At 38.3% G+C, this 21,344-nt stretch carries 22 protein-coding genes; 12 read left to right on the top strand and 10 right to left on the bottom strand.

From position 1 onward, the window contains the following. From VGE44_RS10760 to VGE44_RS10745, 4 genes are all read left to right on the top strand, one after another. On the top strand, positions 1-620 hold a 620-nt coding region (locus VGE44_RS10760; RefSeq protein ID WP_331078832.1), incomplete at its 5' end, for a radical SAM protein. Between the two features lie 88 nt (positions 621-708). Beyond that, entirely contained in the window at positions 709-1,878 is a 1,170-nt protein-coding gene (locus tag VGE44_RS10755; protein WP_331078830.1) for a prolipoprotein diacylglyceryl transferase, read from the top strand. 3 nt (positions 1,879-1,881) lie between these two features. Then, complete coding sequence (locus VGE44_RS10750; protein ID WP_331078828.1) at positions 1,882-2,673, top strand: inositol monophosphatase family protein; 792 nt, start codon at positions 1,882-1,884, stop codon at positions 2,671-2,673. 111 nt (positions 2,674-2,784) lie between these two features. Beyond that, positions 2,785-3,252 carry a heme-binding domain-containing protein gene (locus tag VGE44_RS10745; RefSeq protein ID WP_331078826.1) on the top strand — a complete coding sequence of 156 codons (468 nt, stop codon included), beginning with the start codon at positions 2,785-2,787 and terminating at the stop codon, positions 3,250-3,252. Positions 3,253-3,342: 90 nt separating this feature from the next. Here VGE44_RS10745 and VGE44_RS10740 read toward each other — a convergent pair whose 3' ends face one another. Next, a complete protein-coding gene (locus tag VGE44_RS10740) occupies positions 3,343-3,906 on the bottom strand; it encodes a NifU family protein (RefSeq protein WP_331078824.1) in 564 nt (187 codons plus the stop codon). Between the two features lie 59 nt (positions 3,907-3,965). Continuing rightward, the gene (gene purB / locus VGE44_RS10735) at positions 3,966-5,330 is read right to left on the bottom strand and encodes an adenylosuccinate lyase (protein WP_331078822.1); all 1,365 of its coding nucleotides are present in this window, start codon (positions 5,328-5,330) and stop codon (positions 3,966-3,968) included. Between the two features lie 62 nt (positions 5,331-5,392). Between purB and VGE44_RS10730 the strand changes: the two genes are divergently transcribed. From VGE44_RS10730 to VGE44_RS10710, 5 genes are all read left to right on the top strand, one after another. Next, positions 5,393-6,142, top strand: coding sequence for a TetR/AcrR family transcriptional regulator (locus VGE44_RS10730; RefSeq protein ID WP_331078820.1), 750 nt, complete (start codon positions 5,393-5,395; stop codon positions 6,140-6,142). Positions 6,143-6,147: 5 nt separating this feature from the next. Continuing rightward, positions 6,148-7,485 carry a TolC family protein gene (locus VGE44_RS10725; protein WP_331078818.1) on the top strand — a complete coding sequence of 446 codons (1,338 nt, stop codon included), beginning with the start codon at positions 6,148-6,150 and terminating at the stop codon, positions 7,483-7,485. A 93-nt stretch (positions 7,486-7,578) separates the two neighbouring features. Next, positions 7,579-8,673: an efflux RND transporter periplasmic adaptor subunit gene (locus VGE44_RS10720; protein ID WP_331078816.1), complete on the top strand. Its 1,095-nt coding sequence runs from the start codon at positions 7,579-7,581 to the stop codon at positions 8,671-8,673. Between the two features lie 42 nt (positions 8,674-8,715). Further along, a complete protein-coding gene (locus VGE44_RS10715) occupies positions 8,716-12,102 on the top strand; it encodes an efflux RND transporter permease subunit (RefSeq protein WP_331078814.1) in 3,387 nt (1,128 codons plus the stop codon). A gap of 278 nt (positions 12,103-12,380) precedes the next feature. Continuing rightward, positions 12,381-12,677, top strand: a complete 297-nt coding sequence (locus VGE44_RS10710) for a hypothetical protein (RefSeq protein WP_331078812.1) — start codon at positions 12,381-12,383, stop codon at positions 12,675-12,677. A gap of 128 nt (positions 12,678-12,805) precedes the next feature. Here VGE44_RS10710 and VGE44_RS10705 read toward each other — a convergent pair whose 3' ends face one another. Further along, positions 12,806-12,991: a hypothetical protein gene (locus VGE44_RS10705; RefSeq protein ID WP_305366127.1), complete on the bottom strand. Its 186-nt coding sequence runs from the start codon at positions 12,989-12,991 to the stop codon at positions 12,806-12,808. Positions 12,992-13,127: 136 nt separating this feature from the next. On the opposite strand from VGE44_RS10705, the gene VGE44_RS10700 reads away from it, so the two are divergent. Both VGE44_RS10700 and VGE44_RS10695 read left to right on the top strand, forming a co-directional pair. After that, positions 13,128-13,694, top strand: a complete 567-nt coding sequence (locus tag VGE44_RS10700) for a sigma-70 family RNA polymerase sigma factor (protein ID WP_331078808.1) — start codon at positions 13,128-13,130, stop codon at positions 13,692-13,694. Positions 13,695-13,704: 10 nt separating this feature from the next. Further along, positions 13,705-14,796, top strand: a complete 1,092-nt coding sequence (locus tag VGE44_RS10695) for a serine protease (RefSeq protein ID WP_331078806.1) — start codon at positions 13,705-13,707, stop codon at positions 14,794-14,796. Between the two features lie 59 nt (positions 14,797-14,855). On the opposite strand, the gene VGE44_RS10690 is transcribed toward VGE44_RS10695, so the two are convergent. The 3 genes from VGE44_RS10690 to pdxH are packed head-to-tail and all read right to left on the bottom strand — an operon-like array spanning position 14,856 to position 17,212. Next, positions 14,856-16,037: an NADH-quinone oxidoreductase subunit D gene (locus tag VGE44_RS10690; RefSeq protein ID WP_331078804.1), complete on the bottom strand. Its 1,182-nt coding sequence runs from the start codon at positions 16,035-16,037 to the stop codon at positions 14,856-14,858. A gap of 14 nt (positions 16,038-16,051) precedes the next feature. Beyond that, positions 16,052-16,549: an NADH-quinone oxidoreductase subunit C gene (locus VGE44_RS10685; protein ID WP_331078802.1), complete on the bottom strand. Its 498-nt coding sequence runs from the start codon at positions 16,547-16,549 to the stop codon at positions 16,052-16,054. 9 nt (positions 16,550-16,558) lie between these two features. Then, positions 16,559-17,212, bottom strand: a complete 654-nt coding sequence (gene pdxH, locus VGE44_RS10680) for a pyridoxamine 5'-phosphate oxidase (RefSeq protein WP_331078799.1) — start codon at positions 17,210-17,212, stop codon at positions 16,559-16,561. A gap of 144 nt (positions 17,213-17,356) precedes the next feature. Between pdxH and VGE44_RS10675 the strand changes: the two genes are divergently transcribed. Then, the gene (locus VGE44_RS10675) at positions 17,357-17,920 is read left to right on the top strand and encodes a YqgE/AlgH family protein (RefSeq protein ID WP_331078797.1); all 564 of its coding nucleotides are present in this window, start codon (positions 17,357-17,359) and stop codon (positions 17,918-17,920) included. Between the two features lie 225 nt (positions 17,921-18,145). On the opposite strand, the gene purE is transcribed toward VGE44_RS10675, so the two are convergent. From purE to VGE44_RS10655, 4 genes are all read right to left on the bottom strand, one after another. Further along, on the bottom strand, positions 18,146-18,646 hold the full coding sequence (gene purE, locus VGE44_RS10670; protein ID WP_331078795.1) for a 5-(carboxyamino)imidazole ribonucleotide mutase: 501 nt from the start codon (positions 18,644-18,646) through the stop codon (positions 18,146-18,148). Between the two features lie 50 nt (positions 18,647-18,696). Next, positions 18,697-19,836 carry a 5-(carboxyamino)imidazole ribonucleotide synthase gene (locus tag VGE44_RS10665; RefSeq protein ID WP_331078793.1) on the bottom strand — a complete coding sequence of 380 codons (1,140 nt, stop codon included), beginning with the start codon at positions 19,834-19,836 and terminating at the stop codon, positions 18,697-18,699. Between the two features lie 116 nt (positions 19,837-19,952). Continuing rightward, the gene (locus tag VGE44_RS10660; RefSeq protein ID WP_349256858.1) at positions 19,953-20,399 is read right to left on the bottom strand and encodes an NADH-quinone oxidoreductase subunit B family protein; all 447 of its coding nucleotides are present in this window, start codon (positions 20,397-20,399) and stop codon (positions 19,953-19,955) included. A gap of 32 nt (positions 20,400-20,431) precedes the next feature. Continuing rightward, positions 20,432-21,025 (bottom strand): NADH-quinone oxidoreductase subunit A, encoded by a 594-nt coding sequence (locus tag VGE44_RS10655; protein ID WP_331078788.1) that lies wholly within the window; start codon positions 21,023-21,025, stop codon positions 20,432-20,434. Positions 21,026-21,344 lie beyond the last annotated feature (319 nt).

Raw genomic sequence — 21,344 nt, 5'->3', positions numbered from 1 at the left:
AACCCAATCTGTTGAGTAATGAAATCATAGAATTTGTTTCCTTGTCTGATAAATTTGTTCCCCACTTTCATATTCCTCTTCAATCAGGCAGTAATAAAATTTTGGGTTTAATGCGTCGGAGATATAAACGCGAATTATATGCCGATCGGATTAAGGAAATAAAGCGGCTAATGCCCGATTGTTGTATCGGGGTTGATGTTATTGTTGGATTCCCGGGCGAAAGCCGTGAAGATTTTCTTGAAACCTATAATTTTCTGAATGAACTGGATGTTTCCTATTTGCATGTATTTACTTATTCTGAGCGTGAAAATACGGATGCAGCTGAGATGAGAGGTTCTGTTCCGGGATCACAAAGAGCCGACAGGAGCAAGATGCTGCATATCCTTTCAGAGAAAAAACGCCGGGCGTTTTACGAAAGCCAGTTAGGAAAAATGGCAGAGGTGCTTTTTGAAGCTGATCATAAAAATGGTTTCATGCATGGTTTCAGCCGCAATTATGTAAAAGTAAAGGCACCTTATGATCCGCTACTAATCAATGAAATGCGCAGCGTAAGATTAGAAAATATTGCCTCTGATGGTGATATGGAAATTACTGAACTGGCAGAAACCTTTGTTCATTGATCCTTTCTCCTCAGGATTTCTTATTCCTGATTTATTTCTTTAGCTTTTATTAACATTGTAAATTATAACAAGATTGTATATTTAACCTATGTTTCCAACCATAACCCACCTCATTGAATATTTAACAGGAATTAATATTCCGCTGCCAATTCAAACCTTCGGATTTTTCGTTGCTATAGCTTTTGCGGCAGGTTACTGGGCGCTTTCTCAGGAATTTAAAAGAAAGGAAAAACTGGGACTTGTTCTGCCTTTTACCCGTGAGATTAAGGTAGGAGAGCCAGCAAGTACTCAGGAACTGGTATTTAATGGAATATTTGGTTTTTTAGTGGGTTATAAACTTCTGGATGGATTATTAAATTATTCTGCCTTTGTGGCAAATCCTCAGAGTTTCATTTTATCTGCAAGAGGAAGCTTTCTTGGTGGTTTATTGCTAGGAGCCTTATTTATCTATTGGGCTTATTCTGAAAAGAAGAAAGAGCAGCTAAGTCAGCCAAAAGTTGTAAAGGAACTGGTTCATCCTTACCAGATCATGGGCACATTATTAATGTGGGCCGCTATTTGGGGTTTTCTGGGAGCCAAAATATTTCATAATCTGGAGTATTGGGATGACTTTGTTCAGGATCCTATAGGAGGGCTGTTATCCTTCAGTGGTTTAACCTTTTATGGTGGTTTGATTATGGGTGGTGCTGCCGTAATTTATCATGCCAATAAGTACGGTATCAAATGGATTCACATGCTTGACATTGCCGGTCCGGGAATGATGCTGGCTTATGCCGTTGGTCGTATAGGATGTCATCTTTCGGGTGATGGCGACTGGGGTATAGAAAATATTGCTCCAAAGCCATCATGGTTAAGCTGGGCGCCTGATTGGGTCTGGGCATTTAAATATCCGCATAATGTGGTGAACAGCGGTGTTCCGATACCCGGTTGTACCGGCCCGTTTTGTAATGAACTGCCTTTGCCGGTCTTTCCAACACCTTTTTACGAGGTAGTTATGGGCCTTTTCATTTTTGCCCTTCTATGGGGATTCAGACATAAAATTAAAACACCCGGGATCATGTGGTCTCTATACCTGATATTTAATGGATTAGAGCGTTTTCTGATTGAAAGTATTCGTGTAAATTCTCAATACCACGCATTTGGTCTTGCCTTTACTCAGGCTGAGATGATTTCTACTATTCTCATATTACTTGGTATTTTTGGGATATTCTGGTCACAAAAGAATGCTGACAAATATTCAATGCCAATAAAATCCTGATTTATGGATCTTTCAAAACTTACCTCTGGTGTAATTACCTTATCAAAAGAGGTTGGCGAATTTATTCGCAGAGAAGCTTTGGTTTTCAACCGTGAGCAGGTAGAGTATAAGGGTCTACATGATATGGTTTCTTATGTTGACAAAACAGCAGAAATAGCTCTGGTTAAAGGCCTGAGATTGTTACTTCCTGAAGCTGGATTTGTTACTGAAGAAAAAACCACCACCATAAGCGGTGAGAAGTACGATTGGATAATCGATCCGCTCGACGGAACAACAAACTTTATACACGGACTTCCAACCTATTCCATCAGTATAGCCCTGCAATGTGATGATGAACTCATTCTTGGAGTGGTTTATGAGATAAACAGGGATGAATGTTTTTCAGCCTGGAAAAACGGAGGGGCATACTTAAATAATAAACGTATTTCAGTATCGAAGGCATCCAGAATAGAAAATACGCTGCTTGCAACCGGTTTTCCTTATTACGAATTCGGAAAACTTGATGCTTATCTGGCTGTTTTGAAAGAGTTGATGCAGCGATGTCATGGGGTAAGAAGAATTGGTTCGGCTGCCATTGATCTTGCCTATGTTGCCTGTGGTAGGTTTGATGGTTATTTCGAGTTTAATCTCAACTCATACGATGTAGCTGCAGGAATTGTCTTGGTTCGGGAAGCAGGCGGCCATGTATTTGATTTTACCGGTGGAAATAATAGTATAGAACGAAGGGAAATGGTGGCAACAAATGGATTTATTTCTGCTGAATTACTTCTTATATTAGAGGAGAAATTCAATTAATATGCTTTCAATTATTAATGCTTCTACCTATTTTGATAGCCATTTTCCTAATACCCATGGCCCATTTTCTATTCCCAGTTCCCCATTTCCACGTCTAAAACACACAATATCATGTCAATCACAAAAAAAATCCTGATTACCCTTCTGGCGGTATTTATCATTATTCAATTATTCAGGCCTGAAAAGAATCAATCGGCTGCCGAAAGTCCGAATGATATTTTTGCTCATTATCAGGCATCTGAGAACACGAAACAACTCATTCATACTGCATGTTACGATTGCCATTCAAATAATACGTTATATCCCTGGTATGCCGAAATACAGCCTGTAGCCTGGTGGCTTGCAGATCACGTTAACGAAGGGAAATCAGAATTGAACTTTTCTGAATTTGCAAGCTATGCTCCAAAAAAAGCAGATCATAAAATGGAAGAATTTATTGAAATGATCAAAGAAGGAGAGATGCCGCTTAAATCATACACACTGATACACGGTGATGCTAAATTGTCGGATGAACAGCGTGCTGAACTATCGAAATGGGCAGAAGAACTTCGCGCTCAGATTCAACCTAACATAAAGTAATGTAGATATCAGACCTCAGACAACAAATAACTAAAAAGCCCCACTTCAGAACATTTCTGAAGTGGGGCTTTTTTCTGGAGATAATATTATTTATAAAGCTTCGGATACTACCTCGGTTACTTCAGGAACCATTCGTTTTAAGAGGTTCTCTATACCTGATTTAAGGGTAATTGTTGATGAAGGGCATCCGCTGCATGAACCGCGTAACTCAACGGTAACAATACCTTCTTTAAATGATCTGTAACTGATTGCACCCCCATCCTGCTCAACTGCGGGGCGAACATAATCATGCAATATCTGCTGTATTTTTATTTCGGTCTCAGAACCTTCAAAATTCGCCAGAGCTTCTTCTTTTTCAATGATATTGAGTTCAGATTCGACTGCACCTTTTACAAATTCCTTCAGAATGGGTTCAATATCCTGCCAGTCTGCAGTTTCAGATTTGGTGATCGTAACGAAATTGCTCGCAAAAAATACACCGGTAACAAAGTTGAACTTAAAGAGCTCACGCGCAAAATGCGACTTCTCTGCATTTTCCTTATTAGGGAAGTCGATGCTATTATTGGTAAGTAACTTATTAACCAAAAACTTACGGGTAGCAGGATTTGGAGTAATCTCAGTATATACGTTTGTTGTTGAAGTTGCAGTGCTCATATTCATGTATTTATATACAAATTTACTAAATTTTAAACTCCTGAACAGCCGAATTAAAGTTATGACACATGAATGACTGCCTGAATTCCTGTGTAATTAGAAGGAGAAATCGCCTTCAATTCCTTTTTTACCTCGTCAGAAATATCAAGTTTGTCAACAAATTCGGCAATGGTATTACGATTGATCTGCTGATTAGTCCGCGTTAGGTCTTTCAGTGCTTCATAAGGATTTGGATAGGCCTCACGTCTCAGAATTGTTTGTATTGCTTCAGCCACCACTGCCCAGTTTGATTCAAGATCAGCCTGAATGCTTTCTTCATTCAGTAATAGCTTTTTGAAACCTCTCAGGGTCGATTTGATTGCTATCAGAGTATGTGCAACCGGTACTCCAATGTTTCTTAGTACTGTTGAGTCTGTAAGATCGCGCTGCAGTCTCGAAATAGGAAGCTTCGCTGCCAGATGTTCAAAAATAGCATTTGCCAGACCCAGGTTACCCTCAGAATTTTCAAAGTCGATTGGATTGACCTTATGCGGCATCGCAGAAGAACCTACTTCGCCTGCTTTGATTTGCTGTTTGAAGTAATTCATTGAAATATACGACCAGATGTCCCTGTTCAGATCAATCAGGATACTGTTAATCCGTTTCATAGCATCGCAATGAGCTGCAAAATTATCGTAATGTTCGATTTGAGTGGTATACTGGGAACGGTTTAATTCCAGACGTTCATTCACGAATTTATTTGCAAAATCTGTCCAGTTAATTTCAGGGTAAGCCACATGATGGGCATTGAAATTCCCTGTTGCACCACCGAATTTAGCCGAAAATGGAATGGATTTTAGTTGTTCCAGCTGGGTTTCAATGCGTTCTACAAATACCTGAAGTTCCTTTCCCAATAAAGTGGGAGAAGCTGGTTGCCCATGGGTATGAGCCAGCATAGGTATAGACGACCATTCAGATACCCTTCCTTTGATGTAATCCAGCAGTTCGTTTATTGCCGGGAGATAGGATGAATGGACCGAAAGTTTAAAAGAGTGAGGAATAGCTGTATTATTTATATCCTGGGAAGTCAAACCAAAATGGATAAATTCTTTGAACTCATTTAATCCCAATTCGTTGAACTTATCCTTAATAAAGTATTCGACAGCTTTTACATCATGATTGGTTGTCTTTTCTATCAATTTAACTGCTTCAGCATCAGATTCAGAAAAATTTAAATACACCTTTCTCAAGGCTTCAAATTTACTTTTATCGAAATTCTTTAATTGGGGTAAAGGAATTTCGCATAATGAAATAAAATATTCTACTTCAACATATACCCTAAACTTTATTAAAGCGGCTTCAGAAAAGTAATTAGATAGTTCCTGGGTAGATTTATGATAACGTCCATCTATGGGAGAAATGGCAGATAATGGAGAAAAGTTCATATCGGGATTTTTTGCGAAGTTACGATTTTTACTTAAATCCTTTAAATAGCTTTGAATGACCATTGCTGAAGATTGAGATTCCACTTTATCTTTTTACTGTAAATGTTTATGTCCTAAATAAATTATTCTATGGAAACTTTGGATTTATTAAAAGTTTCCATAGTTTTACCGCCGAACTAAAAAAGAGGTGTGAATTGGAAGTAAAAGAGTACATAATTTCTGAGTCTGATAAGCTTTTCTGCCAGTATGGTTTTAAAAGTGTAACGATGGATGATATTGCCAGGCATTTGGGAATGTCTAAAAAGACTATTTACACTCATTTTTGTGATAAGAATGAGATTGTGAATATTGTAATTGACATGAAATTAAATTGTCAGAAATGTGTGATCAAAGAAAATATTGAGACAGCTGAAAATGCAGTTCATGAAGTATTTTTTGCTGTAACAAATATGAAGGAACTTTTATCTAACATGAACCCGACACTTTTTTATGATCTTCAAAAGTACCATCCTCAGGCATGGATTTATTTTAAGGAGTTCAGGGAAAAGCATCTTTATTCAACTATTCATGATAATTTACTACGTGGAATCAGAGAGGGTTATTACCGGGATGATATTAAACCGGATATTTTGACTCAAATGAGATTGGAACAAATTGACCTGATCTTTAATGGGAATTCGACGTACACGAGTGGTAAATATGGAATTGTTCAGGTAATGTCAGAATTGACAGAACACTTTTTATATGGGATATGTACTCTTAAAGGTCATAAATTAATAAATAAGTACAAGGAAATAACTGAAGAAGAATAACTACTATGAAATACAAATACCTTACACTAATCCTGTGTCTTTTTAGCATAACTGATGTCAGGGCACAATTGACTGATACTGTTGCCCATTTTAGTCTGCAGGAGGCTATTGAATATGCACAGAGAAATCAGAGTTCGATACAGAACGCTAAAATTGATGAAGAAATTGCAGCAAATACGGTTAAGCAGACTGTCGGAATTGGTTTGCCTCAGGTTAGCGGGAATTTAAATTTTAATGATTTCCTGAAAGTGCCTACAAATTTATTGCCAGGGGAGTTTTTTGGTCAACCTGGGACTCAGGTACCGGTACAGTTTGGCGTTAAATACCAATCTTCCTTCGGGCTTGAATTGAACCAGTTGTTGTTTGACGGAACTTATCTAGTGGGTTTACAGGCCTCTAAAACTTACAGGGAATTGTCGAGTAAGAGTTTAAAGAGAAGCCGCATAGAAACAGCTGTTGCAGTAAGCAAAGCCTATTATTCAGTACTTGTAAGTAATGAACAACTGAGCCTTCTGGATGCTAATTTACTCCGCCTGAAAAAAACATTGAATGATACAAAGGCCCTTTATGCAAATGGTTTTGTTGAAAAAATTGATGTTGATCGTCTGACTGTTCTTAATAATAATCTGGAAACTGAACGTGAAAATGTTATCAGACTGCTGGATCTGAATGTGAATCTGTTGAAGTTTCAGATGGGAATGAGTATTCAAAGTAAACTGACATTAAAAGATTCCATAGCAGGGCTTCAGGTGGTTCAAGCTTTCGCGGTTTCTGATACCAGTGCATATAAAAACAGGATAGAATATTCATTGCTTGAAACACAGAAAAAGTTAAATGAACTTGATTTGAAGAGATATAAGAGCCAGTTTTTACCATCTCTTTCGGCCTTTGGAAGTACCTCCCAAAGTTTACAGTCAAATAATTTCGGAACTTTGTTTGACAGAAGTTTCCCAACTACTGTGATTGGTTTCCGCCTCGCTGTTCCAATCATTTCGGGTGGTATTAAACTCTATCAGGTCCGTAATGCAAAGCTGGAAATTCTTAAGACTCAAAACAACCTGGTCAATTTGAAGAATGGGATCAGTCTTGAAGTTGAACAGGCACAGACAACCTACCGAAATGGTTTGAAATCCCTCGAAAATCAAAACCGTAATATGGAGCTCGCTCAGGAAGTCTTGAGAGTAACAAAAATTAAGTACGAGCAGGGTGTTGGCTCAAGTATTGAAGTTACAACAGCCGAAACCTCTCTTAAGGAGGCACAGAACAACTACATCAATGCATTATATGATCTATTAATCAATAAGGTTAACATGGATAAGGCCTTAGGTAAAATAGTTTATTAAAAGGTTTAAAAGAATACCAAGCAGCTTTACAGGCAAAAAAATAAAGAACTATCCGTCCAGGGCGGAACATTGAAAAACTCAAAAATCACTCAAATGAAAAGAATACTATTAATCTCTACTGTTTTTTTTCTGGCGTCTTGCGGAGGAAAACCAACTGATAAAAAATCTGAGCTTGAAGCCCTGAAAAAGGAGCGTGCAGAGTTAAACTCAAAAATAGAAAAGCTTGAAGCTGAAGTTGGAAGTGTTTCTGCAGCTGAGGATGTAAAAGATATATCTGTTTTAGAGCTGAAGGAAACTTCTTTCAAAAATTATTTGGAAGTCCAGGGAAAAGTTGATGCAGAAGAGAATGTACAGGTAAATCCTGAAGCTCAGGGTGTGGTAACGGCTGTTTATGCTGTTATCGGACAAAATGTAAATAAAGGTCAGGTCCTGGCACAAATTGATGATCAGGTTTTGCGCCAGAACATTTCTGAGCTTGAAACCCAACTCGACCTTGCAACCACGCTTTATGAGCGTCAAAAGAGCCTCTGGGATCAGAAGATTGGAACGGAAGTCCAGTTTTTGAATGCAAAAACCCAGCGTGATGCAGCCCAACGCCGTATTGCGACCCTGAAGACTCAGATTTCTATGTTCAAAATAAAATCTCCGATCTCCGGAACTATCGATGCTATGGATCTCAAAGTCGGACAGGCAGTTTCACCGGGAATGTCAGGCATCAGGGTGGTTAATGCCAGTAAATTAAAGGCTAAAGCTTTGGTTGCCGAGTCGTATGCAAGCCGGGTTAATCAGGGAGATAATGTTCAGGTAATATTACCTGATGTTCCAGACACAGTTTCAACAAAAATCTCATTTGCATCCAAAACCATAGATCCGGTTTCAAGGAGTTTTAATGTTGAAATAAAGCTTCCTTCAAATAGCAAATACCGTCCTAATATGCTTTCAATTTTGAAAATAATTGATTACCAAAATCTTAAAGCCTTAGTAGTTCCTGTAAATGCAATTCAAAAGGCCGAAAATGGTGATTATCTATTTGTTGAAGAAGGGGGTAAAGCAAAGCGGGTTAATGTACAGACTGGTAAAATTTCTGAAGGACAGGCTGAAATAATTTCAGGTCTCAAAGTAGGAGATAAGGTTATTATTGCAGGTACTAATGGTTTAAGTCCGGGAGATCTGGTTAAGGCTAATTAATTGTATCTACCTGTTAAACACAAGCTCATAATTTAAAGTAATATGGAAGACATTAACAAAGAATTTAAACCATCCAGTTGGGCAATTGAAAACAGAACAGCCATTTATGTGCTGACTGTGATTATTGCCGTAATTGGGTATTTTTCATATAAAGGATTGCCAAAGGAGAATTTCCCGGAAGTTGTAATCCCGAAAATATTTATTCAGACGGTTTATCCGGGTACTTCTCCTGCCAATATGGAGAATCTGGTGACTAAACAGATTGAAAAGCAATTGAAGTCTGCTTCGGGATTAAAAAGGATCACCTCCAATTCTTACCAGGATTTTTCAATAATTACAGCTGAATTTAACACGAATGTTGAAACCAAAGATGCCAAACAAAGGGTAAAGGATGCAGTCGATAAGGCAAGACAGGATCTTCCTTCTGATCTGCCAAATGAACCTAATGTGATGGACATCAATCTTTCGGATCTACCGATCATGTACCTGAATATTTCTGGCGACTATGACCTGAAAAGCCTTAAACATTATGCCGAGGAAGTTCAGGATCAGATTGAAAGCCTGAAAGAAATTTCCGGTGTTGACATTGTCGGAGCTCTTGAACAGGAGGTTCAGATCAATGCCGACCTGAATAAGATGGCAGCAGCTCAAATTTCCTTTGGAGATATAGAACGTGCCGTGGGTTATGAAAACCTTACCATTTCTGGAGGAACCATAAAAATGGATGGGGTTCGCAGAACGCTGAATGTGAAAAAAGAATTCGTCAGCGCTCAGGAATTATCTAATCTGATTATTAAAACTCCTACAGGTTCCTCCGTATACCTGAGAGATATTGCTGAAGTTAAAGATTCATTCAAGGAACAGGAAAGTTATGCGCGTTTATATGGAAAGAATGTAATCACTCTGAATGTTAAAAAGAGAAGCGGTGAGAATCTGATTGATGCATCAGATAAGATCAATGCATTGATTAAGGAAATGAAAGTCAGCTCATTACCTAAAAATCTGAACATTACTGTAACTGGCGATCAATCGGACCGAACCCGTATCACCTTACATGACCTTATTAATACCATTATCATAGGTTTTATTCTTGTAACTGTGATTCTGATGTTTTTTATGGGTATTACCAATGCTCTTTTTGTCGCATTATCGGTTCCATTGTCTATGTTCATCGCATTTATGGCTATGCCGGCCCTTGGTGGAATAATGGGTTTCAGCTTTACCATGAATATGATGGTTTTATTCTCTTTCCTTCTGGGACTTGGAATTGTTGTGGATGATGCAATTGTAGTAATCGAAAATACACACCGTATCTTCGACAATGGAAAGGTTCCAATTAAGAAAGCGGCAAAAATTGCTGCTGCAGAGGTATTCTTGCCAGTACTTTCGGGTACACTGACGACATTGGCTCCCTTCGTACCATTATTATTCTGGCCTGGTGTGATAGGTGAATTTATGTTCTTCCTGCCAATGACATTGATCATCACTCTTCTTGCTTCGCTATTAGTGGCTTATATAATAAACCCTGTGTTTGCGGTAGACTTTATGGAGCCAGAAGATCACACGGTTAAAAAGCCATCATTTGACAAAAGTGTCAGAAAGAATCTGCTGATATTTTTAGGTGCTGCGATACTAGGATATCTGATCAATTTTGGAATCGGTAATCTTGTAGTTTTTGTGGGATTGCTTTATCTGCTGAACCATTTTTATCTGAGTAATGCGATCCGGAATTTCCAAACAAAAATTTGGCCTCGTGCACAGGATAAATATGTATCACTGCTTAAATGGGCAATATTAAGACCAAGAACTATGCTATGGGGTACTGTTGGATTGTTTTTTCTGACTCTTCTGCTGATCTCTGTTGTGCCTCCGAAAATTGTTTTCTTTCCAAAGTCAGATCCGAATTTTGTTTATGTCTATATCCAGCTGCCGGTTGGTACAGATCAGGCATATACAAATGAGGTAGTGAAGAAGGTCGAAGAAAATGTGACCAAAGTTGTTGGCAGGGATAATAAGGATGTATCCTCAATTTTATCTAACGTTACAATTGGTGTTACAGATCCACAGAGTGAAGATCAGGGACAATATACTAATATGGGAAAGGTGACTGTAGCTTTTGTGAGTTTTGGAAAACGTACAGGTGAAAGTACTTCGGTATACCTTGATAAAATAAGAGAGGCGGTAAAAGGAATTCCCGGTGCTGAAATCACGGTAGCCCAGGAACAGTCAGGCCCGCCAACAGCCAAGCCCATCAGTATTGAGATCACAGGAGATAATCTTGACTCTCTTGTAAAAGTCTCAGAGAACCTGAAACAGTATCTTGATAGTCGCCAGATTGCAGGGGTTGAAGAATTAAAATCTGATTTTCAAAACAATAAGCCTGAGATTATTTTCGATATTGATCGTGAAAGGGCAAACCGTGAGGGAATTTCCAGTGGGCAAATTGGAATGGATCTGCGTACGGCTATTTTTGGAAAAGAAGTTTCGAAATTCCGAGATGCAAATGAAGATTATGAGATTAACCTCAGAGCGAACGAAAGTCAGAAAAATAATCTGGATGCTTTAAGGAATATGAAAGTCACTTATCGGGATATGGGTATGGGTGGAATTATACGTCAGGTACCGCTATCTTCTTTTGCGACTATTGATTATGTGAATACCTACGGAGGAATCAAACGTAAACAGGAAAAGAGGATCATTATTCTTTCATCCAATGTGCTTGGTGAATACAATCCAAATGAGGTTGTAGCTAATATACAGCGTGAAATTGATCAGTTTAAAGCTCCTGCCGGCGTAGAGGTTAATATGGCAGGTGAACAGGAAGAGCAACAGGAAACAATGCTTTTCCTGGGTACTGCATTGATGATCTCCTTAGGGCTTATTCTTATCATTCTGGTAACTCAGTTTAACTCAATTACAAAGCCATTGATCATTTTGAGTGAGATCTTATTAAGTATAATCGGGGTATTACTCGGTGTTACCATATTCAGAATGGAGATGTCTATTGTGATGTCAGGAGTGGGTATTATTGCTCTTGCAGGTATTGTAGTTCGAAATGGTATTTTGTTAGTAGAATTTACCGACTTAATGGTCGAACAGGGCATGGATATCAAGGATGCCATCATTGAAGCCGGCAGAACCAGAATGACTCCGGTATTACTGACTGCCACAGCAACCATGTTAGGCTTAATTCCGCTTGCTGTAGGTTTGAATATGGATTTTGTTACCCTGTTTACAGAATTTGACGCAAACCTTTATTTCGGAGGGGATAACGTTGCTTTCTGGGGACCACTATCATGGACTATGATATTCGGCCTGGGTTTTGCAACCTTCCTGACCCTGATTCTGGTACCTTGTATGTTATTAATAGGTGATTCAAACTCTAAACGAATAAAAGGCTGGTTTAAGAAAAAACCGGAAACTGTTTAGGAATTATAATTGAAATATTTTGAAGCGGGTCGTATTAATATGGCCCGCTTTTTTTTTATTTGAATTAGTTTTAGGATTGTTCTTTTATATCAGGTTTACTGTTGTTAAACGCTCTTATATATTTTCAACCTTCAGGCTTAATCATATTAAATGATTAATTTTATACTAATCCTGATTGCGGAAATCTTATTAAAACTGAATAACTTTCCGGAATCTATTAAGTGTTTTCTAAACCTATTTTTTCATGTCTTTTCGTTTTACCTTTTAATAAAATTCAGATGAGCAAGAATCAAAACAAACAGATTCCCGATGCAGGGGAGAACAAGGAAGAACTTCCGGGCTATCCGGTTTACCCATCCGACCAGGATATTTTCAAGAAAAATCAGAAAGTGTCTTTTGACGAGTCTGAAATTACTGGTGAAAAGAAAATTAAATCTGATCCCAGTCTTGATGAAGGTCTTGATGTACCGGGAGCGGAACTTGATGATGCCAATGAATTAATTGGAGAAGAGGATGAGGAAAACAATTATTACAGTCTGGGAGGTGATGATCACAGCGACCTGGATGAAAATTGAGCCTGTCCTTTAATTGTGTCCTTCAAAAACAATGTTGGATTACATTATTTGTTATTAACCCTTAATCCAATTAAATAAAAAACCCTCCAGGATTAAATCCGGGAGGGCCAATTGCAATTTGGGTTTAATTACTTAGTAGCAACAGAATCAACAACAACAGTTGTATCTAATGTAGCAACAGAATCAACAACAACAGTAGTGTCCATAACAGCAGTTGAATCTACAGCAGCTTCTTCAGTTTTGGTTGAGTTACAAGCAGCAACTGATAGAGAAATAGCTAAAGCTAAGAAACCGAATTTGAAAGAATTTTTCATTGTTTAGTGTTTTAATTTATTTATAAATAATTACTCTTAATACCCATTTGCAAGAAAGGTAACCCTGGCTATTCAAAAAAAATAAAAAAATATTTTCCTATCATTGGGTTACAATTCCTGATAAAAAGTATTAATAGTGAAAAAAGAGGTAAAAAGTTCAGCTCCAGCAGATAGTGAGATTGTATTAGGAATACTGAATGATTCTAAAGAGACTCTTAGCCGTTTATATATTTCCTATTTTCCTATGGTACTTCAATTAGTGCTAAAAAATAATGGAGATGAAGATGACGCGAAAGATGTATTTCAGGAATCGGTTATCGTTCTTTATAATAAGGTTAAGGCTGGAAACTTTGAGCTAAACAGTAAGCTTAAAACGTTTCTATATTCTGTATGCCGAAGGCTATGGCTTAAGCGTTTAAACGAGCAAAGCAAGACGATAAGGAACATACAGGATTTTTCTGAGATCATTGCTGTTGAAGACGATCTGGAAAAGCATGAAGAAAAGGACAGACAGTTTGCAATAATGGAATCAGCTCTCATACAATTGGGAGAACCTTGTAAAACTATTATTGAAGATTATTATATACAGAACAGATCTATGCAGGAGATCTGTGAGAAATTTGGTTATACCAATGCGGATAATGCCAAAACTCAGAAATATAAATGCCTGCAGCGTTTGAAAAAACTATTTTTTCAAACTTAATCAGAAGAAGATGAAAAGTGATTTGGAATTAACGAATTTAATAGATGCTTATCTTAAAGGAGAATTGGCAGGATCTGCTCTGGCTGATTTTGAACAATTGAGAAAAAGTGATCCTTCCTTTGATATGAAGGTTGTTGAGCATCGCAACTTTATTTCAAATCTATCCGATTATGGAAGCAGGGTTAAGCTTTCATCTGATATGAATGCAATTCATGAATCACTGGATATTCAGGCAATTAAAAACGAGGTTGCTCCGGAAGCCCCAAAAGTTATTCGATTGTGGAAGAAATATCGAATCAATACGGCTATTGCTGCTTCGGTTGCTTTTATAGCAGTCTCGGCGACTTTACTTTCAACAGGTTATTTTTCGAAGTCTATCTCAACTAATGTTAACTTATTACGCCGGGAGATTAACAGTATTAAACGTTCCCAGAACGCTTTGATCAAGAACATCAATGATAAACCTGTAAAAGGCCCTGCAGATCCTGGAGAATTCGGAGGCACAGGTTTTGCTCTCTCATCCAATGGGTATGTAGTTACGAATTTTCACGTAGTTAAGGGGGCTGATTCAGTCTATGTACAAAACTCTGAAGGTGAAGCATTTAAAGTAAAATTGATCTATATTGATCCTGCCTATGATCTGGCAGTACTTCAAATTACTGATCCTGCTTTTGAGAAACTTGCAAGCCTGCCTTACACATTTAAGAAGGCTGCTTCAGATGTAGGAGAGGATGTATTTACCATTGGCTTTCCAAGAGATGAGCAGGTTTTAGGTAAAGGATATGTCAGTGCAAAAAATGGTTATGCAGGAGATACTGTAGCTTATCAGGTTTCAATTCCTGTTAATCCTGGAAACAGTGGCGGGCCATTACTGGATAATCGTGGAAATGTTATTGGTATAATTAATGGCAAGCAGGCATTGCTCGACGGTGCAGCATTCGCGATAAAATCATCCTTTATACTTAAATCAATTGAAGCAATTCCTCAGGATTCTTTGGATGAAAAGCTGGTTGTGAACAAAAGAAATACCCTTGCCGGATTAAGCCGTAAAGATCAGTTCAAGAAACTTGAACCATATATTTACATGGTTAAGGTTTATTAAATATTTTGTTTTGTGTTTATAAAGGCTGGAGGAATTTAAATTCTTTCAGCCTTTTTTAATTAACGGTCTACCTCGCCAAGTACAATATCAATTGATCCAAGTATAGCTACCAGGTCTGCGATTAAAACGCCCCTGGATATTTCGGGCAATACAGATAGATTATTGAAACTTGGGGCTCTGGCTTTTACTCGTTTTGGAATTTCAGTCTTGCCGTCGCAAATAAAATAATAGCCAAGTTCACCTTTTGGATTTTCAGCCCGGATATAAAAATCCTGCTCTTTGGGTATGATCTTTTTAGGAAGTTTAGCTCTTGGGTCGAATTCAGGGCTTCGTTTTAATTCCTTTTGTAATCTGTTAAGACATTGTTCAATGATCCGGATAGACTCTGCAATCTCATCGGTCCGTATTTTATACCGGTCCCAGCAATCACCTGTCTTACCCATTTCACCTTTTCCAACAGGAATATCGAACTCAAGCTCTGGATAGACAGAATATTCATCCACACGCCTCAGATCCCATTTTAATCCAGATCCTCTGAGCATGGGTCCCGAGCAGCCATAATTAATTGCCACATCGAGCGGGAGCACCCCTATGCCTGCTGTTCTTCCAATGAAGATCTGATTATCCGTAAGCAACTGGTTCAATTCAGTGAGTTTTGGCTTGAAATAGCTTATAAACTCAGAGCATCGTTCTTCGAAACCTACCGGCAAATCATAGAAAAGACCACCGACCCAGATATAATTATAAAGCATTCTTGAACCTGATGCCCATTCCAGCATATTCATGATGTGTTCGCGATCACGAAAGCACCAAAGAAATGGAGTGAAAGCGCCTATGTCAATTCCATAGGTTCCTATGGCAATAAGGTGGGAGCTAATGCGGTTCAACTCACAAACCAGTACCCTGATATATTCGACTCTTTTTGGAATATCTTTGTCAATACCCATCATACGTTCAACGCCCATGACGAATGCATGATCGTTATTCATAGATGCCAGATAGTCCATGCGATCTACAAAGGGAATGATCTGCTGATAAGTGAGGCTTTCGCAATGTTTTTCAAAGCACCTGTGCAAATAGCCCATATGAGGGATCACTTCTTTCACGATCTCTCCATCAGTGATTAGTTCAAGCCTTAAAACACCATGTGTGGAAGGGTGCTGCGGACCCATATTGATAAGCATCTCTTCGGGCTTGAGGCCTTCAGTTAATTGAGCATATCTGGTTTTATTAAGCTGCATGAGAGGTATTTAGCTCAGTTAATTTTTATCCCTTTATATTCTTCTGCCGCCTGGTAGTCCTTACGCAGTGGATAACCTTCCCAGTCATCAGGAAGCAGGATTCTTCTCAGATCAGGATGGCCAACGAAATGAATTCCAAACAGATCAAATGCTTCACGCTCATGCCATTCAGCTGTACGCCAGACTTCTGAAACACTATAGAAAGATGGCAATGTGCCGCTATTTCTATCGTGATCCTTTATTGTTTTGAGAACAAGTTGTTGTTTGTGCGGTATTGAGGCGAGATGATAAACTATTTCAAATTTGTTCTTTTCAAGCCCATGATCTACTCCACTAAGGCAGGAGAGAAAATCAAACCAGGTGTTATTATTGTCTCTGAGCTCTTCGCAAACCTTCACAATAAGTTCCGGATCTATTTGTAAAGCCGATTGTAAACCATTGTTCTCAATAGCTTTGATCACACCCTCCCCGAATTTATCCCTTAGCAGATCTGTTATTTCATCAAAATTCATAGGTAAAGATCAGGGTGCAAGCCTTACAATTTTCCAACTGGTTTTATCAGCTTTTTTATAAACAATTCTGTCGTGCAAGCGGCTTGGGCGTCCCTGCCAGAATTCAATCACCTGTGGTTTTATAATATATCCACCCCAAAATGCCGGTTTAGGTATTGTTTTATTCTCATATCTTATTTCAGCCTCTTTCCAATCCCTTTCAAGGTCTTCCCGGTCTTCAATTACCTGACTTTGCGGAGAAACCAGGGCGCCAATCTGGCTTTGTTTCGGACGGCTTTGAAAATAACGATCAGATTCTTCTTTGCTAAGTTTTTCAACTGTACCCTCAATTCTTACCTGTCTTGCCAGCTCGGCCCAGTGAAAAACAATTGCTACAACAGGATTCTTAGACATTTCCTTTCCCTTTGCGCTCAGATAATTGGTATAGAACATAAAGCCCCTTTCGTCATATCCTTTTAACAATACAATTCTTGCACTGGGTTTACGGTCAATGCTGGTTGTAGCTAGAGTCATCGCATTCGGTTCATGAATGCCTGCATCCATTGCTTCTTTAAACCATTTGCCAAATTGTTTGATCGGATCTTTATCTACGTCCCTTTTGGATAGTTTTTCAGAAATATATTCCTGACGGAGGTTTTCAAGTGTTTCTTTTTTTACTGCCATTTTAATTGTTTTACCTGCTTGCTATAAGGTTTGTTGTCTTATATTACAAACTTAACAATTGCAGATTGCATTCTATCATTTGAATGATTTTTAGATATATATTGTAATTTTAAATACAATAAATGATTTTTAATCCATTTCTTTATGCTTAGCCTCCTTAAACCCAAAAGTGGAAGCCTGATCGTGTCAGAGCCATTTATGTCTGATCCTAATTTTAAAAGGTCTGTTGTTTTACTTACTGAATGTGAGGAAGCCGGGGCAGTTGGCTTTATTTTAAATCAACGAAGTAATCTGCTTCTGAATGATTTGATCCCCGATTTGAAGGGAGCAGATTTTCCTGTTTACTTCGGAGGTCCGGTTGCAGCAGATACCCTGCATTTTGTTCATTCTTGTTATGATAAACTCAATAGCGGGCTTAAGATCAGAGAGGGAGTCTTTTGGGGAGGTAATTTCGAAACAATTAAAATCCTTTTTAATAATAAACAGCTTAATCATCAAGAGATCAAATTTTTTGTAGGCTATTCAGGATGGGGTGCTGGTCAGCTGAATGAAGAAATCGATCAGAATTCATGGCTGGTAACTGATAAATACAGTCCTGAAGTGATTTTTGTTGAAGATGAAGAAAACTTATGGAGAGAAGTGGTTATTGGGCTTGGACCAAAGTATGCACATATCGCCAATTTTCCTGAAAACCCGCAGTGGAATTGAGGTAATATGTTACCAGTTATCTGTTGCCAGTTATCAGTTGAGGCCGCCTAAAAGAGGGGGAGTAAATTCAACAGATTTCTCCACAAATCTGATTTATTTCAACTGGAAAACTAGTACTCGTGTATTCGAAATAACGGCACCTATTTCCAACCCGATTGCTATCGGGTCACCGTTCTCAACCCTATAGCAATCGGGTCGCAATTGTCAACTGTCAATTGTCAACTATCAATTGCCTTCCATTTCCCTCGCACTTTCCTCAACCTTCCGCTTTAGCTCTTCTTTATAATCCAGAAGTCTTTGAGATAAAGCAGAATCAGACGTTCCTAAGATCTGGGCAGCAAGTATTCCGGCATTTTTAGCGGCATTTAATGCTACTGTGGCAACAGGAATTCCGTTCGGCATCTGAAGTATTGATAGGATGGAGTCCCAGCCATCAATAGAATTACTCGATTTTACCGGAACTCCGATTACCGGTAGTTGAGTGATGGAAGCAACCATTCCGGGTAGGTGTGCGGCTCCGCCTGCACCGGCAATGATTACTTTTAAGCCTCTGTCAGATGCTGTTTTTGCATATTCAAACATCCGTTCCGGAGTACGATGGGCCGAAACAACAGTAATTTCAAATTGGACTTTAAGCTCTTTTAATACATCTGCTGCATCCTGCATAACACCCAGATCAGACTTGCTGCCCATAATAATACCGACTTTAATCACTTCATTTGCCATATTATTTTTTATAGATATAATATTGTATATAAATAACTTATATAAGTTATTTATATTTTTACTTTGATTTTGTTTTGAACAAATCTTGCCTTCTCAATAGCCTTCTGACGGTCGTCATCCATAATCGTTACATGTCCCATTTTCCGGAAAGGCTTGGTAAATTTCTTTCCATATAAATGGATATAGACACCTTCCAGTTCAAGCACTTCATGTAATCCTTCATATTCTGCTGCCCCTTCATATCCCTTTTCTCCGAGCAGATTAATCATTACTGAATTGCTGATTGCCCTTGTATCTCCGGGAGGCAGGTTGAATATTGCTCTTAACAATTGCTCATATTGAGAAGTAAAATTACCCTCAATGCTCTGATGTCCGCTGTTATGTGGGCGTGGCGCAATTTCATTTACCAGAATGTCGCCATTCTTTGTAAGGAATAGTTCTACAGCCAGAATTCCAACAATCTTCAAATCTTCAGCAATCTTTATCGCTAATTGATCAGCCTTTTGGAGTATTTCAAAATCTAAAGTAGAAGGGGAGATTAGAAATTCAACAAGGTTTGCTTCTGAATTAAACTCCATTTCTACACAGGGAAATGTTTTTATATCGCCATCTTCATTTCTGGAAACGATCACAGACAGTTCTTTATCGAAATCTATTAGTTCTTCGATCAGACTCGGTTCATTGAATGCATTTTCAAGATCTGAAGCTGATTTTATTATTTTTACTCCCCTGCCATCATACCCATCACGGCGAAGCTTCTGGATATATGGAAATTTTAAATTAGCAGAAATTAGTTCCAATTTATTGCCAAATACCTGAAATGGAGCAGTAGGAATATCATTCTCTTTAAAGAACTGTTTTTGAATTCCTTTATCCTGAATAAGTCTGATGACTCTTGATTGCGGATAAACGGTTAAACCCTCTTTCTCAAGCTTTTCAAGCGCATCAACATTAACCTTTTCGATCTCTATGGTCAAAATATCAACCTCTTTCCCGAAATTATAAACCGCTTCAAAATCAGTTAAAGAACCCTGTACAAATTTCCTGCAGAGATCCTTGCATGGAGCTTCTTTGTCGGGATCCATAACATAGGTAGTAATGTTATAATTTATTGATTCCTGAATAAGCATGCGCCCCAGTTGGCCGCCACCAAGTATTCCAAGCTTAAGGTCTCCGTAAAATGCTTTCATATTGCTGCAAGTTTAGGCGAAATCTGTGAGAATATCCAATTTTCGGTATGTTTCATATCCTGAAAGGAGAATATAAAATATTATTGTTATGCTTGAGAATGATTTAATAACCCGAATCAGCTGTTTAAAAGGCTCTCCTGCTCAATCTTCTTTTGCAGCTCAAGTATTGCTCCAATAAGTGCTTCGGGTCTTGGGGGGCATCCCTGAACGTATACATCAACAGGGATGATTCTGTCAACACCTTTTACCACATGGTATCCATGCTGCCAGTAGGGGCCTCCGCAATTGGAACATGAACCCATAGAAATCACATACTTTGGTTCCGGCATTTGTTCATAAAGACGTTTAATGCGTTCAGCCATTTTAAATGTTACGGTACCCGCAATGATTATAACATCTGATTGCCTTGGCGAGGGACGGGGAAATACTCCAAAACGATCCAGGTCGTAGGTAGATGCCATAGATCCCATCATTTCTATCGCACAACATGCTATACCAAAACTCATAGGCCATAGTGATGATAATCTCGCCCAGTTAAGCAAATCATCAACCTTCACAATCATTACTGAACCGGTATCGTTTTTTATTTCTAAACTCACAAGGCAGGTCTTTTAAATTTCGGGGTAAATCCTGGTTTATTTGAGGATACTGTTGATTCCATCTGCACCTTTTCGGATATTGGAATTTCAGAATCTACACTAAAGGATTTTATCTGATAAGTTTCATTATTTAGTGCTTTATATGCAGAAAGCGGAATTTTTGAAGGCGAAACAGGTGAATATTGTTCAGGTCTGATCCAGTTCAGGTCACCCTTTTTCCAAACATAGACCAATCCGATTAATAAAATACCTACAAAAATGAACATTTCAATCATGCTTAACCATCCCCAGTAAGGATCGGCATTTATTAGCTCCTGCTGACTGAAAACTGTTGCCCATGGAAAAATAAAAGCTAACTCAACATCAAAAAGCAGAAAAACTAATGCAATAACATAGAAACGTGAATTAAATTGTATCCAGGAGTTTCCCTGGGGTTCTTCACCGCACTCATAGGAAGTCAATTTTTCGGGATTAGGCTTTTTAGGTGCGACCAGTTTTCCGATGAAAAATGTAAAGAGCACGAATAAAACACCCATGATCAGGTAGATAAATATCTTGCCGAACTCGCTTAACTGAGAAGTTTCATCCATTAACCAAAATTAAGAATAATTGAATTAAAGTATTCAAACGGTTTATTATTTCTGAAATAAGTTCATGTTTGTCTACTTAAAGTAAGCAAAATTCAGTATATCTCGATTTAGGCTTTTCAAATTGATGGTTTAGCTAATTTCCAAATTGGATATCCCAATAACTTTGCTTCCCTCCATTGCCCTATCGTGTACCCATAAATATTAATTGGATATTTGCATTTATGATACGAGTAGATTATTCGGGTTATTTTGGGGACAAGCGCATAGAATCTCGTGGTAGTTTGCTTCATCAACGTTTGTTTAGTAGCAGCACCCGGAG

The sequence above is a fragment of the Daejeonella sp. genome, assembly GCF_036405355.1.
In the GTDB taxonomy this organism is placed as follows: Bacteria; Bacteroidota; Bacteroidia; order Sphingobacteriales; family Sphingobacteriaceae; genus Daejeonella.
The sequence above is the reverse complement of the archived record's forward strand: the minus strand, read 5'-3'. Positions and strand labels throughout refer to the sequence as shown.

Bases quoted from the DNA above. Each gene is read 5' to 3' on its own strand.
- VGE44_RS10755 (WP_331078830.1), top strand. From the start codon at position 709: ATGTTTCCAACCATAACCCACCTCATTGAATATTTAACAGGAATTAAT.
- VGE44_RS10750 (WP_331078828.1), top strand. From the start codon at position 1,882: ATGGATCTTTCAAAACTTACCTCTGGTGTAATTACCTTATCAAAAGAG.
- VGE44_RS10745 (WP_331078826.1), top strand. From the start codon at position 2,785: ATGTCAATCACAAAAAAAATCCTGATTACCCTTCTGGCGGTATTTATC.
- VGE44_RS10740 (WP_331078824.1), bottom strand. From the start codon at position 3,906: ATGAGCACTGCAACTTCAACAACAAACGTATATACTGAGATTACTCCA.
- purB (WP_331078822.1), bottom strand. From the start codon at position 5,330: ATGAACTTTTCTCCATTATCTGCCATTTCTCCCATAGATGGACGTTAT.
- VGE44_RS10725 (WP_331078818.1), top strand. From the start codon at position 6,148: ATGAAATACAAATACCTTACACTAATCCTGTGTCTTTTTAGCATAACT.
- VGE44_RS10720 (WP_331078816.1), top strand. From the start codon at position 7,579: ATGAAAAGAATACTATTAATCTCTACTGTTTTTTTTCTGGCGTCTTGC.
- VGE44_RS10715 (WP_331078814.1), top strand. From the start codon at position 8,716: ATGGAAGACATTAACAAAGAATTTAAACCATCCAGTTGGGCAATTGAA.
- VGE44_RS10710 (WP_331078812.1), top strand. From the start codon at position 12,381: ATGAGCAAGAATCAAAACAAACAGATTCCCGATGCAGGGGAGAACAAG.
- VGE44_RS10705 (WP_305366127.1), bottom strand. From the start codon at position 12,991: ATGAAAAATTCTTTCAAATTCGGTTTCTTAGCTTTAGCTATTTCTCTA.
- VGE44_RS10695 (WP_331078806.1), top strand. From the start codon at position 13,705: ATGAAAAGTGATTTGGAATTAACGAATTTAATAGATGCTTATCTTAAA.
- VGE44_RS10690 (WP_331078804.1), bottom strand. From the start codon at position 16,037: ATGCAGCTTAATAAAACCAGATATGCTCAATTAACTGAAGGCCTCAAG.
- VGE44_RS10685 (WP_331078802.1), bottom strand. From the start codon at position 16,549: ATGAATTTTGATGAAATAACAGATCTGCTAAGGGATAAATTCGGGGAG.
- pdxH (WP_331078799.1), bottom strand. From the start codon at position 17,212: ATGGCAGTAAAAAAAGAAACACTTGAAAACCTCCGTCAGGAATATATT.
- VGE44_RS10675 (WP_331078797.1), top strand. From the start codon at position 17,357: ATGCTTAGCCTCCTTAAACCCAAAAGTGGAAGCCTGATCGTGTCAGAG.
- purE (WP_331078795.1), bottom strand. From the start codon at position 18,646: ATGGCAAATGAAGTGATTAAAGTCGGTATTATTATGGGCAGCAAGTCT.
- VGE44_RS10665 (WP_331078793.1), bottom strand. From the start codon at position 19,836: ATGAAAGCATTTTACGGAGACCTTAAGCTTGGAATACTTGGTGGCGGC.
- VGE44_RS10660 (WP_349256858.1), bottom strand. From the start codon at position 20,399: ATGATTGTGAAGGTTGATGATTTGCTTAACTGGGCGAGATTATCATCA.
- VGE44_RS10655 (WP_331078788.1), bottom strand. From the start codon at position 21,025: ATGGATGAAACTTCTCAGTTAAGCGAGTTCGGCAAGATATTTATCTAC.